Raw genomic sequence first — 15,814 nt, 5'->3', positions numbered from 1 at the left:
ACCTGCCGCGTGTTTTCATCCGGCCGTTATGGGTGATCGGTTAGTCGTTAAGTCCTCATAAAATGACGAGGTTTCATATCTGAAAAAGGCGCGCTGGCGGAATGTCTGCCGTCACCCTCTCTTTCAGTCAGTCATGAAAGGTTGAGCCGCCGTGAGACGGCCGCATCATATTGCTGCACGTCGGGAAACGCCGGGCGTTTTGCCTTTCATTCTTCTGCCAGCACTTGCGCTGTGATCGTGTTATCGGCATTAAACAAGCGAACCGTAGTGATTTATGCTTTTCAGTTGCGAATCACCTCGCATGATCCCCGCTAAGCCCCTGCCCTGTCTTGCTGACAGGCTACTGAAGAGCCGCAGCCAGGCGGCGCATTGACCATGTTGATCAGGCTGGGGCGAAATTTTTTCGTCCTGCGTGGCGCGTCACTGACAAACGCCCCGGAAAGACGAGGGACACCGTCACGGCAGACTGACTTGTCCCTGCAGCAAAAACGCGGTGCTCCCGCTACCTTGCTTCATCCTGAACGAGCCGGCACGCGGGAGGTTATGTAAAGACAGAAACTGACTATGTAAATTATTCCTTGTCTGGCCGGGCCTGCCGATAACCTCTTTGCAGCATTAGCGGAAACAATTCGTATGGAGAACCCTATGTTCAGACCAGGAAAAATGTCACTCAACATGATGCTCAACGCGGCTTTCCTGACCGTCATCATGCTCGGCGTGTGTATTACCCTTTTTGCCGGTATCAAGCTCAGTACGGTCAGAGATCAGCAGAAGCTGACGGTGGCCCGACTGAATGATTTACGCACCTTACAGACCATTAAGGACAACGTTGCACAGCAAACTACGCTGCTTCTGGCGGCATCCTCGGGTGACAGGCACGCATCCATACAGGATATCGCTGCAAAATTTGCGGCATTACAACAAAACAGTGATGACACCACTGCCCACTTCCGCACGCTGATTAACGGTGCGCGTACCATTCCGGGTATTAACCTCAGCGAAGTGGATGAAGCCTCTGACTTTTTGAAAAAAATCGAAACGTCATCGCCGCCTTTCAAGGCCAGTGCGACGCGCGCCCTGCAACAGGACGCCAATGCCGTCCGTGAACATATCGACAACGCGCTACTGACGGACCTGGCGAACTACCGCTCAGCCGTCAGCGATATGGTGGCTTATCAGGATCGTGTAACCGGCGGTACGGCAGTGAAGACCGAAACGGGGCTCGCAGGCGTGTTCCTGTCGCTGAGCGTGCTCACCGTGGTGTTTATCGCTCTGGGCTTTGTCATGAGCTGGCTGATTACGCGCCGTATCAAGAAACAGTTGGGCGCAGAACCCGCCCAGGCACAGGCACTGGCCGCCGCCATTGCCGCCGGCGATCTGAGTACGCCGGTTAAACTTCGCCGCGATGATGCTTTCAGCCTGATGGCCTCACTGGCAGGCATGCAGGACAACCTGCGTGATCTGGTATCGCAGATTAAAGCCTCATCCGCTTCCGTCTCGCTGGCGGCCGATGAAATCTCACGAGGCAATACCGAGCTGTCTTCCCGAACCGAACAGCAGGCCGCCGCGTTACAGGAAACGGCCGCCAGTATGGAGCAGCTGACGACAACGGTGAAAAACAATGCCGCCAGTGCGCAGAAGACCGCCGAGTCTGCCCGTGAGACCGCATTGCTGGCACGTAAGGGGGAAACTGACGTGCAGAAAATGTCGGATACCATGCACACGATTTCGGCCAGTGCGCTTAAAGTTCGCGACATCATCGCCGTGATCGAAAGCATCGCCTTCCAGACCAATATTCTGGCGCTCAATGCCGCCGTAGAAGCCGCGCGCGCCGGTGAAGATGGCCGGGGTTTTGCGGTCGTTGCGGGGGAGGTCAGAACACTGGCGCAGCGCAGTGCGACGGCAGCCCGTGACATCAAGCAGCTCATTGAGCAGGCGGTTACGCAGGTGGAAAGCGGCGTGGGCGTCGCACAGGGAACGGGGGAAAGTATTCTGAAGATTGTCGGTATGGTCGGCTCACTGGCGTCCGCCATGGATGAGATTTCACTGGCATCGTCTGAGCAGATGCAAGGCATTTCCCAGGTCAGCATCGCCGTCAGCCAGATGGATGGCGTCACGCAAAATAACGCAGCCCTGGTTGAGGAATCTTCCACCGCGTCTCACGGTCTGTCTGATCAGGCGCATGCGCTCCAGGCGATTGTGGAAACGTTCAGGATCTAATCCCGACAGAGGCCAGATGCAGATGCTGGCCTCTTTCATGCTCAACGCGCCGCTCTCAGCTCTCCCCTTTCCCGTTTCTCAGCCATCAGGCATCGCTGTCTTTTAGCGGCTTCGTTACGGGCTTTCATGACAAACCATCTGCGCATTCATTTCTATCGGTCAGGACAGTCAGATGAAACGCCATTCAGTCCCTCGGCATCCTGTTTAAAGGATTTAAAATGCTGATTGTCGTCAATTTTCACCACATAGATAGAATCGAAATCGGTTGCTGGCCAGTCCGGCACCTGCCCGGCATCCCCACCCGTTTTTTCAACCAGCCTGCGCGCAGCGGTCACCAGATTTTTGTGTTCCCAGGAGATAAACGTCAGAGGCACCGCTTTTTCTGCCAGCAGATCCGCGACCAGCTTATTGGGCTTGTCGGCGTGAAAGCGCAGTATGACGGGTTGAGAAACCTGTACCGCCAGAGGAATAAGGGTTGAAAGCGGGCGCAGTGAACTGCCGGTTTTATCCTCTTTTGGTGCCGAGGCATAAAGCGCATCGGGATTACCGTAGCGGCTGAGCAATACCCTCGGCAGTTTCAGGGCGCGATTCAGCCCTTTGCAGGTCAGTTGCCCGCTGGCATTGTCGGGCTTTTCGCCATGACGGAAAAACACAAATGTACTGTCAGCCGAAGCCTTCAACGGGATAAGTGTTGCAAGACCAAACAACAGCGCGAAAACGTTTTTCATCCGGATTTCCTGTTGGCGATGATGGCGGAGTGGATAACCTACTTCACGTGGGCCTGTAATAACCAGGGGTAAATGATGGGTAAGACGGCAAAAGCAAAAGACTGGCAAAGATATCGCGGTTGCTGTGGTCAGATTTATCGGCTGTATTGCGTCTGCCAGGCGCGAATATTTTTTGGCGGCGGTCTGTGATTATAAGGCCTGCCCCGTTTCCCTTCTCTGCGTTGTAAGAGACCGGCCCGCGAAAAAAGCCCCATTCGGGCATTACCCTACATGATCTGCAGACAACGCTGCCCGGCTAAACAGTAGAAAATTTAATCATTTAGCTGACTTATGCATCCTGCAACATGGCCGATAACCTGTCTGTAGTTAATTTTAATCACAGGGAGCAATTATGTTAGGCAAATTATTCAGGAAATCCCCGCCCGCGCCAGAAGTCATTTTACCGCCACGCCAGGAGGTGCCCGTCGAAGAAGTGCCGCCATGCGGGACGTTATCCGATCGTCTGGACAGTTTTTTGACTCTGCTGCCAGAGTTCTTGTGGGTCTGTGAGGGGAAAGACATCACCGACAGCACTCCGCTCTGGATTTCATCTGCCGCGCCGTTTAATTTTCCGCAAGGGGGCAACAATATCCTGACTCTCTCGGCGCTTTGCTCGCTTGTTCATGATGAAGACAAAAGTCATTTCAGACAGCTTTTACGAACCGTTCAACCCTCTGCCGCTTCCGGTGTGACCCATAAATGCCGTTTTATGACGGCAGGCGGCAGCTACGAATGGTTTCAGGTAGCCGTTAAACGTGAGCGCGGCGCTGACGGCCATAATCAGAGGCTGACAGGTACGTTGCTGAACATCAGTGAGGACGTGGCGCACGAAAGCGAATATGACATTGTCATGACCCGCTTCAACCTGTCGCGTGAAATGCTGAATGACGGGCTCTGGGACCTGCAGATCATCAATGGTGACCCTTTACATCCGAATAACGTTTTCTGGTGGTCCCCACAGTTCAGAAAACTGCTTGGATTCGAAACCGTTGAAGAGTTTCCTGATGTGATTGACAGCTGGGCTTCCCGCCTCCATCCCGACGACAGTCAGCACACGCTGGATGCCTTTATCAAACACCTTAACGACCATTCGGGCGCAACAGGTTATGACGTTGAATACCGCGTTAAACTCAAAAACGGCAATTACCGGTGGTTCCGTGCACGTGGGCAGACCCGACGGGACAAAGAGGGTATACCTTTGCGGGCGGTCGGGGCGCTAATCGATATACAGACGCTGAAAGACCAGGAAGTTCAGGCTGAACATGAACGCCAGCGAAGAGATGAGGCATCAGCCTCTGTCAGTGAGATCGCTGATTTGGTCTCTGAAAATGCCAATATTGCCGCTCAGATCAAACTCATCTCACTGAATGCCAGCATTGAGGCCGCCAGAGCCGGCGTGCAGGGACGAGGGTTTTCTGTTATTGCCAGCGAAATCCGCGAACTGGCTGACAGAACCGCGGAGATAACCGAAAACATAAGCCGTCTGCAGATCCGGCTGGATGCCTCTTCGCGCCTGTAAAATTACCACTGCACCCTTCAGTTTTATCGCACACTTTCTGGTTGGCTTCCGGGGAGTGTGCCCACTACTCAACACAACATCCCATTTTGCCAGGCTCGGACTGAATTGCGCATCCTACCGTTTACTGCCTCTACTACGGGTCCAAAACCGGGCCTGGTCATCGGTGAATATGTGTTAACGCGCGATGAGACAAAATATGGACTGGATTTTGCTTGTTTTATGGGCTGTATCAAAGGGCGTGCAGGCAGGAAGAGCGCTTACGCTTCACGGCGCTGAATGCTGATGAGCTGCATTACGGAATGCAGCTCACCGGCGTCTGTTAACGAAGCAGAGACAGCATGGTCTGCGGCACCTGGTTGGCCTGTGCCAGTACAGAAGAACCGGCCTGCTGCAGGATCTGCGCGCGGGACATGTTTGACACTTCCGTCGCGTAGTCCGCATCCTGAATACGGCTGCGGGCAGCGGTCAGGTTGGTCACGGTGTTGTTCAGGTTGCTGATGGTGGACTCAAAACGGTTCTGAGACGCACCCAGCAGGCTGCGCTGGTTGTCGACCGCCTTAATCGCTTTATCAATGTCGGCCAGCGGCGTATTGCTGGACGCCGTCCCGCCAGTGCCGCCGGTGACCGCGCCCTTCAGAACGTCGAAGCCGATAGCAGAGGTGCTGCGGGCATTGCCGTTTACGGTCTGGCCCGTGGTTGTCTCGGTATTCTGGGTGGTGCCAGACTGCCCCGCTGCCGCCAGGTCGAAGCCGTCACTTGCGCTCAGCGTAATGCCGATTGTCTGACCGTCTTTTGCGCCTACCTGGAAGTTGTAGGTGGTGCTGCCGGAACCGGTGTTCAGGACTTTAATGCCGTTGAAGTCGGTTTGTTTGGTGACGCGGTCAATTTCCTGCATACGCTGGTTAACTTCAGCCTGGATTGAGTCAATGTCAGACGCTGAGTTAGAGCTGTTCTGCGCCTGAACGGTCAGGTCGCGTACGCGTTGCAGGTTATTGTTGATTTCAGTCAGTGCGCCTTCAGCTGTCTGCGACAGAGAGATCCCGTCGTTGGCGTTACGGGCTGCAACAGTCATACCGTTGATGTTAGAAGTAAAGCGGTTAGCGATAGCTTCGCCGGCTGCGTCGTCTTTAGCGCTGTTGATGCGCAGACCGGAAGAGAGACGCTCAATTGCCGTGCCCAGAGCAGACTGTGATTTGGTCAGGTTATTCTGCGTAACCAGTGAAAGCGTATTTGTGTTAATGACGGCCATGTTAAGTCCTTGTAGTTAAAGCGTGTATATCACGCTATACCGTTATCGCCACGATAGTTACTTTCTTTAACTGTGTCGTAGAGAAATCATCTAACTGTCATATACTGCTGCTTTTTTAACCAGGCCTCGTTGCTGATAATGCCCGCGTTGAGCGAGAAATGGAGATATATATTCTCAACGAGAGATCTTTCTTTTTTTATGGTTACTCAGAAAGTTTTTTAGGCCATCAATAAAAATGCGCACCCTCAGGGAGAGATGTAAGCGAGTGGGGTAAATAGCATGGATAGCAACCTCCTCGCCTTGTGTATCAGCCAATACCTGTACCAGGTGTCCTGCTAAAATATCCTTTTCAATCATGAATGAAGGTAAATAACCGATACCCAATCCGGTTATGGCAGCTAAGCGTATGGCATCGCCGCTGTCGAACCTGACATGGTTCCTGCCGTTCAGCGTTATTTGCCCATGCTCCTCGTCAAAGAGTGTCCATGCGCCTGAAGCCGCTCCTAAACCATAAACAAGACGACGATGCTCTTTAAGGTCAGCAGGTGATTCCGGTTTACCCCATTGCTTAAGATAGTCCGGTGATACGAATAGCTGTGACCTTGCTCTGTCGATCACCTGCGTGATGTATTGGTGGCTTGTGGCTGCATTGCCTACCCGAACGGCAAGGTCAAATCCTTCTTCCACCAGATCGACAACCCGATCGCTAAAGCTGAGTTCAATGTTTATATTCGGTGAGTTCTGTAAAAACGTCTGGAGAAAAGGAAGGATAACCATTTTGCCATAACCCTCTGACACGGTCAGTCTCAGGATGCCTTTTGGCAGTGGTGAATTATGCCGGATACTGGCTTCGGCTTCTTCTATGTCTTCCAGTAATCTGCAGCAGCGGTGATAGAATTCATGCCCCTCTGTGGTCAGAGATAACCGCCGCGTGGTGCGTTGAAAAAGCCTTGTCTGCAGGTGCTCTTCTAACCGGGTTATCGCTTTACCCGCCGCAGAGCGCGTTAACCCCATCGCCTTGCCGCCAGCAACAAAACTCCCTGCCTCTGCAACCGCGACAAAGATCCGCATTGCCCTGATGTCCAGAGCGGAGCCTGTAGACTTTGTCGAAGCGATTTTCCTGCCCGTCATTAGGGAACCTTTTTCGTCAATAATTACTTTAAAGTGAAATTGTAGAATTTCACTCATTAAGGTCACAACAATGTTGTCGAAAAATGCACAAAAGCTCTTGAATGGATGGATAGCTGCGGCTGGCCCGGTTGTAAAGAAGCTGTATGGTCAGTCTGAAGACAGCTGGACTGATATCCGTAAACACTATATGCAAGGCCTTGAAAAAATTTTTCCTGCTATCGAAGGGGTTTCCTGTCACACCACCACGTTGGGCAACGTGCCGGTAATGATCAGCGAAACTCAAGAACATGCCGGAAGCCGGGTGGCGCTGTACATTCATGGCGGCGGCTATGTGCATGGCGGTGTCGAAGCGTATCGGGGATTAACGGGCAGGATAGCCACATCGTTAAAAGCCAGCGTCTATACCCCAGACTATCGACAGGCTCCCGACTTCCCTTTCCCAACGCCTGTAGATGATGTTTTTTCAGCTTATCGGTCGTTACTCGACAGTGGTATCGATGCCAAAAATCTGGTTCTGGCAGGCGATTCAGCGGGAGGTGCAATGGTAATTACAGTGATGCGTAAGGCGCGTGACGCGGGTATTCCGCTCCCCGCTGCGGCAGTGGCTATTTCACCCTGGGCAGATCTTACTCATAGCGGTTTGTCAGCCACGACCCGTGAGGGAATTGATCCTGTTTGTAGCGTCGGTTTTCTCAACCGATTAGCAAGAGAGTTTCTTGCAGGTGAGCTTCCAACGCATCCTGATGCCTCTCCGGTTTATGCGAATGTTCAGGGGCTTGCACCCACACTCATACAGGTGGGTGAGAATGAAGTCATGTTAAGTGGGGCGATTCAACTCGCTTCGAACTTAGGGGAAGCACGTGTGCGCACGTCGCTTGAAGTCTGGCCCGGCATGTTCCATGTATGGCACTTACTGGCCGGTACCCTGCCAGAGGCCGACCAGGCTCTGCGCAATGCGATTCGTTTCCTGGATGATGCTTTAACAGAGGGTTAACCTGCTAACAATAAATCAGCACGGCATTTTACATCCGCTTCTGGCACGGAGCGGACGCTAAGATCTCTTCCTTTGTCCGCTGTGAGCGAAAAGCGGACTTTCGTCGTTTTTCTACATCAGGTAAAGACCTGTAACGCAGCCTCTTATCAGTCAACCGGGAGCAGCTAACCTGTACAGCTGTCGCTATGGAGGAATCGTAAATACATTATTCAGACACAAGGTTGTGATTTTTTTCCTGAAAAAAATCCCCTCACACTTATCGTGAAGAAATAAAACAGGCATTTAAGATAGTTATATGCTCAATTTTCAAAAACAGCAGGTAATCTCATGATTTTAAGTGCTGATCACGTCGGTTTTTCAGTTAAAAATATTGAAGACTCATTATTCTTTTGGACCCATATCCTTGGAGGGAAGTTATTACGCGAAGGGAAAATGTCTGGACCTGTTATTGATGAAGTAACAGGCGCAAGGGGAGCGGATGTCCGAATGGCTTTGCTTGAACTGGCTGGCATTAAAATTGAATTATTACAATACAATAACATTGAACAGCCACAGGAGCCTTCAGCGCCCTATATCCCAGGCTACGCGCATCTTGCGTTTATAGTGCAGGATCTTGATGTGCTCTTGAGCAAAGTATCGGACTATGGCTGGAAGACGCCAGGGAAACCGCAGACAATTTTGTCAGGACCCATGCAGGGAACCAGAGTAATATATTTACAAAGCCCCGATGGTCAGACGCTTGAGTTGATGGAACGCAGTCAATGAAGTCCACATGTTATGACTTATTAAAAAAGTAATATTTGCAATGTTTGCTTCTGGCACAAAGCAGACTCCCGGTCATATCATTTAAGATGAGCCATCAGTATATCACTGCCAAATAACCCCTTAATTTCTAAAAAATAAACACTGGTTAAGCTGTGCCGGCAGCGTTGCGAGGCTGTCGGCAATGCTTTTTCCTGTAACAGCTGACTTATATGAGTCTGTTAACGTTGGCCCGATCCTTCCTTTTCATACAGTTCAGGCTATCCACATAAATCCTGATCGCAGGGCGGATGCACATTACTGAATAAACAGGAAAGTATTTATCCACCGTGACAACCCGGCACTTAAACGGAACACGCTCTTAGAATGTCTGCCAGTTATTATCAGAACGACCCGCTTCGCCTGGGGAAGGATAAACATGTCCCTGCCCTGACGTTTCCGGGCTGATTACCGGCTTCTTATTTTCTGAGCTTTTGCGGGCGATATAATAAAAGCAGAAACCAGTTTGCTCAGTGACATGGCCTGCTCCTTAAGGGACAGCGCAGCCGCAGAAGCTTCATCGACAAGTGCAGCATTTTGTTGTGTAACGTCATCCATCTGATTGACCGCCTGATGAACCTGGCTGATACCCTGCGACTGTTCTCTGGCCACCACTAATATTTCATTAATAAGGTCGTTCACCTGATTCACCGCATCGTTCATGCGGTCAAGATTATATCTGACCCCCTCAGTCTGTTCCGAACCTTTATGGATAAACTGCATCGACGAATCAATCAGCTCTCTGATTTCCTTTGCCGAGGAGGAGGTTCGTTGCGCAAGATTACGTACCTCGCCAGCCACCACGGCACAACCATGGCCTTCTTCACCGCGCGACGGACGTATTGATTATGATGCGATTCAGCGCCTGGGTAGCATCAATGGTGTTAAAGGATGAGTTGTCCTGGGGCATGCGGGTGAAAGCACATTCCTGACCCGGGAAGAACAGGCCTCGGTAATACGTGCTTTCGTTACGTCTGTTGAAGGAAAGATTCCTGTGATTGCAGGTATCACCAGTGAGGGGCCGGAAGTGGCAGCGCTTGAAGCTAAGCGGGCTGTTGATGCGGAGGCTTCAGCTGGCCTTCTTTATCCTTCACATGGCTGGCTCCGGTTCGGTTATCAGGATGGTGCTCCTCAGGACCGCTATCGCGTTGTGTATGAGGAAAGCGGGCTACCATTGATTCTGTTCCAGTACCCGGATGTGACCAAAGCGACTTATAACCTGAAAACCTTACTTGATATCTCAGCGCAGCCCGGGGTTTTTGCCATAAAGAACGGTATCAGAAACATGCGTCGCTGGGATACAGAAATCCCCTTGATTCGCCGGGAGCGTCCTGACCTTCAGGTGCTGACCTGCCACGATGAATATTTGTTGCACACCGTTTTTGATGTGGATGGCATGTTAGTGGGCTACGGTAATATCGCCCCGGAACCTCGGATTGAAATGATTAAGGCGGGCAAGGTTCAGGATTACAGTAAGGCCCGTAAAATCCATGACCGCCTGCTGCCTGTAACGAAAGCGGTTTACCATCGCGGATCTCACATGGAAGGCACGGTGGCACTGAAACATGCACTGGTTGCACGTGGCATTCTTGACCATGCGACAGTGCGTTCTCCCCTGCTTCCTTTAGGCGATGGCGCAGCAGCAGAAATCCATGCGGCGATGCGTTCTGCTGAACCTGGGCTTGTAAATTAGTGTTCCTTGTCTGAGGCTTGATTAGCCGGCCAGACGTTTCGGACCGGTTAATGTTTTATCAAAAAGACTGTCAGTGAATACGATTACCGACTTCTGTTGCGATCGTGGCTGGCGAAGTCAGAAATCTTGCACAGCGATCCTCCGCCTCGACGCGTGACTGATTGAATCATCCATCGCGTTTGTCGAGGCCGGAGCGTCTCAGGCCAGTGACGTTGGTGAGAACATGGCGCGAATGGATGATGCAGTCCGTCAGGTCACCGATCTGATTGAAGAAATTTCGGTTGCAGCGCAGGAGCAGTCGCTGGGAATAAGCCAGGTGCATCAGGCGGTGAATCAGATGGACGACGTGACGCAGCAGAACGCCGCGTTGGTTGAAGAAGCGTCCTCCGCTGCCCGTTCTCTGACCGAACAGGCAGAAGCGCTGAACGGCCTGGTCGCCGCGTTTACGCCTGGTGCAGACGGGAACGTCAGAAAGCCCGATATCAAGCCAAATCCGGGCAGATCTGCCGCGCAACCAGTAACATTAACGCCGCTGGCGGGAACATACCAGAGTAGCGAGAATAACTGGACGCAGTTCTGACACACAGGATATACCGCCGGCCAGCCCCGGCGGTATATCCGCCATCTAAGGGCAATCGGCTCACCGAAGGCAAATCAGAATGCACAGCAATATATTACAGGCGGTAAAACAGCTGTATTAAGCGCATTATTGAGGATGCGAACAGCACGTTGATTAACTATGTTGACGCAGGCCTGGATTACATCAGAATCCAGGTCCTGGCGGATACCATTTCGCATTATGAATTGTCTGTCACCCGGCGCTTTATACATTCTATAAAGAACTGGTCCATTATGGTTTGACAACGCAAATCATCAGCAAAATATACTATTACTTGAGATATTCGGACTAATATATAAATTATATTTCAACATAATCATAAACTTGCAATTTACATTTACTTTGCCGATTATCATTAAGCGAACCGGCTAACCGGTGAGTAACACTCTATAATCGATAGCAAGTTAATGCAGTCATTTGGGGCTCACGTCCGGGCCCCTTTTTTCTGTGGTTTTAAGGCATGAATACGCGCCTGACGTCAACCCGCATAAGGACGAAAGCGAAAAGCATTACACTTAATATTCGTCTTGTGATCGCGACAAGGGATTGGCTTTTAGCGCTGAGCAGAGGCGTTGAATACTTCATATTTCAGCGTTTAATACCCGACAGGCAAAGCTTGCACCTTTCACTTTATCCCGATGATGTAGTGTTCTCACATTATGGCAGACCGCGTTTCTGTAACAGGGGTTTTACACTAAGGTAGTTATGAAACGATTAATTTATTTTTTCTTATTGATGACAGGCAATGCTCTCGCCGCTCAGACGCCAGACCTTAAAACAGTACAGGAATACTGCCACATCACGTCCATTCCGTTAATTCAGGCCGCCTCTGATGCCGTCATTTTTGACGCGTTTGGACACCCTGAAAAAATGAAAGCGCTGTCTGATACCGTTTTTTCAAGCCAGATTTTTAAAACTGCGCCTGACGATGTCCGGAAAGCGATGAAAGACACGCTTGAAGAGGTGATTCTGTCCAAAGACAAGAAAGATAAACTGTTAAAAGCCTACTCAGGTGACAGTCAGCATGACCGGAATGTCCTGTCGTCAGTCTGGGCATATTATTCAGTCGAACCTTACCTGATCAGGTGCGCATATATGAAATTTGCGGGCTAAATCCCCCAATCTTTTCTGCCTGCGCCTGGACAAATGACGGAGCGACGTCACCGACCATCAGCGTCAGCTCCTTACTCCTGTTCTCCGCCTGGTTGGCCATACGCAACCTGTAAGCAGCGGTTCGGCATGTTTGCGCGGTCTTACCTTTGCCGTACGTTTACAGCATGCGCAAGTCGCAGATGGCGGGGAGCGAGTGTATCTGATGCCAGCCAGGACGTTTAATAAATGCGCCGTGCGTACAGAGGATAAACGTCAGCGATACGCAGCCATTCTGCGCACGACACCTTACACTTTTTTGCAGGTAAGCTGGTTTTCCGCAGCAGAAAAGCAATGTGCCCGGGATGCACGCCGAAAGTCGCTTACATTGTCTGTGTGATGATTGATCACCTGCTCTGCGCCCGTTAGCAGAGCAGGTTTAATGATAATGAAACTCGGCTATCGGACGTAAAGCGGCCTGGGTTGCGTCGTTTTAAACCGCCTTTTACTCTGTAAACCCACCTTCCGGGTCAGATTCATAAACGATCGCGTTTGCATCAGCCAATCACACGGATCAATGCTCCGCGAATACGCATCATCACTCCCTCATAACGGTGACTACCCCACACTGCCGCGTTTTGCGCAGACATAGGTGGCGAAAGTTTGCGGTCTGCTGAGCGTCAGTAAAGATGTTAATCAGGCGACGCGCCTGCTGATAGCATTGCCAGCCGCTTCTGCCGGATTTATGCACTGCGCCCTCCTCTCGTCTGTTCATGAACTCCAGTCAGGCTGCCGCCTGCTTCGGACGCACGCTTAACCTTCCGGTGTCCGGCCAGACGGCCAGTCAGACGCTGGCGGGGGAGCAGGACAGCGCTCAGCCTACAGTGCGCCAACATTTTCGACGCGCCAAATGTGGCACAGGCATTAACGTACAGAGAGGGTTCAGTCCCAGGAAAACGGACGCAGAAGGGTTAAAGAGCACAGCGTCAGGCGAAGGCGTGATCCGCTAAAGCACGCCGCCCAGCGACGTTCGCGATGGAAAGTGAAATATTAATTTAACAAAACAAGTGTGGAGCAAGCGGAGCGGTGTGCCGATAGTAAATTGTAGTTAGTAACTAAAAACACAGCAAAATAACAACTTAAAAGAGAGAGCGCATGAAAATTTCCACCCGCCTTGCCGCCGGTTTCGGCCTTCTTATCCTCCTGTCTGCCATATGTACTGGCACTGCGCTTCATGCCCTCATTAAAGCGCGTGAAAGCCTGGATGATGTTGTTCGTTACAAAATGAAAAAAAGCCAGCTTGCCACCCTCATGCTCAGTGAACTGAAAGACATGGCCATCTCGGTGAGGACACTCGGCCTGCTCAGCACTCCTGAAGACATGAAACCTGCTGATGTACTCATGCAGAAGAGTAAAGCCGACTTTCTGACCAGCCTTGCAGAAATGCATCAGATCATGGAAGCAGACTCAACGCCAGCGGGTCAGGAAGCGCTGAAAAGACTGAACGACGCTCAGAACGCTTTTTTTACCGTTTTTGAAAATGCCAGACAGCTCGGACTCGCCAATCAGGACAAGGCCTTTATTGCCTATCTTGCAAAAGAGGTCAATCCGGTTCAGGACAGGATGCTCAGCGCCCTTACTGACCTGGTAAAAATACAGAAGAAGGTTAGCGTCACATCCGGAGAACAAAACAGTGCCGCCATCGCACATGCCTCACTCATCCTGATGTTGCTCGCTGTCGCATCCGTGCTTGTTGCGGCAGGCACCGGTGTTTTCATTACCCGGCTGCTGATGCGTCAGCTGGGCGGTGAGCCCGCACAGGCGCAGACGCTGGCTGCCAGCATCGCCGCAGGTGACCTGACCACCCCCGTCGTCCTTCGCCGCAACGACACAACCAGCCTGCTGGCCTCGCTGGACAGCATGCAGGCCAACCTGCGCGGCCTGGTGTCGCAGATCAAGGATGCCGCCGCCTCCGTGGCCCTGGCCGCCGACGAAATCGCTAAAGGTAATACAGAACTCTCTTCCCGCACCGAAGAACAGGCCGCCGCGCTGCAGGAAACCGCCGCCAGCATGGAGCAGCTGACCGCCACGGTGAAGAGCAACACTGCCGGTGCGCAGCAGACTGCGGAGTCCGCCCGCGAGACGGCGCGCACGGTCGACGCCGACAAGGCAAAGGTCACTGACATGACGGAGACGATGCATAACATTCAGGCAAGTGCGCTGAAGGTCCGGGATATTACGTCGGTGATTGAGAGCATTGCGTTCCAGACCAATATCCTGGCGCTGAACGCCGCCGTTGAAGCGGCGCGCGCCGGGGAGGAAGGTCGCGGCTTCGCCGTGGTGGCAGGTGAGGTCCGTACGCTGGCGCAGCGCAGCGCCACGGCAGCGAAGGACATCAAGGCCCTGATTGAACAGGCCGTGAGCCAGGTGGAAAGCGGCGTGGAGGTTGCCACTGGCACCGGGCAGAGCATCATGAAAATCGTGGATATGGTCGGTGAACTGGCCGAATCCATGGACACGATTGCGCTGGCCTCGTCGGAGCAGATGCAGGGGATTTCGCAGGTCAGCGTGGCGGTGAGCCAGATGGACGGCGTGACGCAGAACAACGCGGCGCTGGTCGAGGAGTCATCGTCGGCATCCCGCTCCCTCTCTGAGCAGGCGCACGCCCTGCGCGGCATGGTGGAGGCATTCCGTGTCTGAAAAGGATGACATCGAGTACATGACTCTCGTCCTGAGACTAAAAGCAGATGTTGATGTACTTTTTACGCAACTGAAAAGCGGTGACTACAGCAGCCCGGATACCTTTGCCAACAATCTCCATCATCTGCTGCGAATGGTTAAGGACATTGAGCCCTTTCTGGCACAGTCCGGTCTTATTGATCGCCTGGCGCGTACTGATTTGCTGCTCACGGCAGATCTGCTGGGTATCGTCAGTTCAGTCGCCATACTGGGAAACTTTATTCACTGTCTTTCCCGTCAGGCCGCAAAAGAAACAACGGAGAAGCCGAAACCTGACGCGGGCTGAAATATGCCTGTCATGAAGTGCGAGTTAACTCTGATGTGATGTGGTTGTTGTCAGAAAGATACTTATCGCCTTCGGGCTGGCCCGTCGCGTTTATGCCGACGGGCTTTTTTTTACAGGCATAATGTCTGCCAGACAGCCCCTGACTTCCCCTGCCCTTCCCTGCCTCCGGCCTGTCCGATCCTGTAGCGTGTTTCTTCACGGTCAGAAGACGCCCTGGACCGGACTGAATAAACAGACATTACCGGCTCACCGGGCGGACTATTCTTATCATTTGCGTTAGTCGCCATTTCCGGACCGGCAGCATTCGCTGACAGTCGGGTACACCGAAGCCTGCCGTGGCTGACGATGACACGGCATTGTCTCTGCTTGCGCCAGGCGCCTGCCCCCGCTGTACAGCACCAGCATGTGAATCCCTCCCTGTGGGCGCATTACGCTTCCAGATTTGACTACATCAAGACTCCGTGCGGCATCGTCATCAATAGCGGTATGAGCACCTTGACTCCCGTGCTGGCCGGGCATTTTTCAAACATAAAGCGCGCGCATTGCTGCTCATCTTCCTTACACTGTGACTTCCCGCTCCTGTCTGCACCCCACATGAACCCCAGTGAAATTCCCCCTGAACCGCAACGAAACACGTCAGCGTCATAATGGTTGCGCCACGCTTATCGGCACCTCGGATACCGACAAGGCAGGATTAAACAAACCAC

Annotated in this window: 10 protein-coding genes and 3 pseudogenes; 9 read left to right on the top strand and 4 right to left on the bottom strand. The window is 52.3% G+C overall.

Features of this window, described 5'->3' with window-relative positions; genetic code table 11:
- The first annotated feature begins 645 nt into the window (after positions 1-645).
- Entirely contained in the window at positions 646-2,220 is a 1,575-nt protein-coding gene (locus RAC90_RS03475; RefSeq protein WP_375123965.1) for a methyl-accepting chemotaxis protein, read from the top strand.
- A gap of 152 nt (positions 2,221-2,372) precedes the next feature.
- Here RAC90_RS03475 and RAC90_RS03470 read toward each other — a convergent pair whose 3' ends face one another.
- Positions 2,373-2,948: a histidine phosphatase family protein gene (locus RAC90_RS03470; protein WP_054633940.1), complete on the bottom strand. Its 576-nt coding sequence runs from the start codon at positions 2,946-2,948 to the stop codon at positions 2,373-2,375.
- 391 nt (positions 2,949-3,339) lie between these two features.
- Here RAC90_RS03470 and RAC90_RS03465 point away from each other — a divergent pair, with 391 nt between their 5' ends.
- Entirely contained in the window at positions 3,340-4,506 is a 1,167-nt protein-coding gene (locus RAC90_RS03465; RefSeq protein ID WP_054633941.1) for a PAS domain-containing methyl-accepting chemotaxis protein, read from the top strand.
- 319 nt (positions 4,507-4,825) lie between these two features.
- On the opposite strand, the gene RAC90_RS03460 is transcribed toward RAC90_RS03465, so the two are convergent.
- The gene (locus tag RAC90_RS03460; RefSeq protein ID WP_039340776.1) at positions 4,826-5,755 is read right to left on the bottom strand and encodes a flagellin; all 930 of its coding nucleotides are present in this window, start codon (positions 5,753-5,755) and stop codon (positions 4,826-4,828) included.
- 174 nt (positions 5,756-5,929) lie between these two features.
- Positions 5,930-6,886: a LysR family transcriptional regulator gene (locus tag RAC90_RS03455; RefSeq protein ID WP_375124055.1), complete on the bottom strand. Its 957-nt coding sequence runs from the start codon at positions 6,884-6,886 to the stop codon at positions 5,930-5,932.
- Between the two features lie 70 nt (positions 6,887-6,956).
- On the opposite strand from RAC90_RS03455, the gene RAC90_RS03450 reads away from it, so the two are divergent.
- Both RAC90_RS03450 and RAC90_RS03445 read left to right on the top strand, forming a co-directional pair.
- Positions 6,957-7,880, top strand: coding sequence for an alpha/beta hydrolase (locus RAC90_RS03450; protein ID WP_375123964.1), 924 nt, complete (start codon positions 6,957-6,959; stop codon positions 7,878-7,880).
- Between the two features lie 327 nt (positions 7,881-8,207).
- Positions 8,208-8,645 carry a VOC family protein gene (locus tag RAC90_RS03445; protein ID WP_054687836.1) on the top strand — a complete coding sequence of 146 codons (438 nt, stop codon included), beginning with the start codon at positions 8,208-8,210 and terminating at the stop codon, positions 8,643-8,645.
- 476 nt (positions 8,646-9,121) lie between these two features.
- On the opposite strand, the pseudogene RAC90_RS03440 reads toward RAC90_RS03445, so the two are convergent.
- Positions 9,122-9,509: pseudogene (locus tag RAC90_RS03440) on the bottom strand (methyl-accepting chemotaxis protein); the annotation flags it as partial.
- Positions 9,510-9,522: 13 nt separating this feature from the next.
- On the opposite strand from RAC90_RS03440, the pseudogene RAC90_RS03435 reads away from it, so the two are divergent.
- The 5 genes and pseudogenes from RAC90_RS03435 (at position 9,523) to RAC90_RS03415 (ending at position 15,107) form a co-directional block, all read left to right on the top strand.
- Positions 9,523-10,374: pseudogene (locus RAC90_RS03435) on the top strand (dihydrodipicolinate synthase family protein).
- Positions 10,375-10,472: 98 nt separating this feature from the next.
- Positions 10,473-10,954, top strand: a pseudogene (locus RAC90_RS03430) (methyl-accepting chemotaxis protein); the annotation flags it as partial.
- Positions 10,955-11,698: 744 nt separating this feature from the next.
- Positions 11,699-12,106 carry a hypothetical protein gene (locus RAC90_RS03425; protein WP_054633970.1) on the top strand — a complete coding sequence of 136 codons (408 nt, stop codon included), beginning with the start codon at positions 11,699-11,701 and terminating at the stop codon, positions 12,104-12,106.
- Between the two features lie 1,131 nt (positions 12,107-13,237).
- Positions 13,238-14,782, top strand: coding sequence for a methyl-accepting chemotaxis protein (locus RAC90_RS03420; protein ID WP_375123963.1), 1,545 nt, complete (start codon positions 13,238-13,240; stop codon positions 14,780-14,782).
- 19 nt (positions 14,783-14,801) lie between these two features.
- Positions 14,802-15,107, top strand: a complete 306-nt coding sequence (locus tag RAC90_RS03415; protein WP_133745163.1) for a hypothetical protein — start codon at positions 14,802-14,804, stop codon at positions 15,105-15,107.
- Positions 15,108-15,814 lie beyond the last annotated feature (707 nt).

The sequence above is a fragment of the Pantoea sp. CS_6 genome (assembly GCF_041954745.1).
GTDB lineage: Bacteria > Pseudomonadota > Gammaproteobacteria > Enterobacterales > Enterobacteriaceae > Pantoea > Pantoea stewartii.
This window is presented reverse-complemented; position numbering and strand designations above follow the sequence as displayed.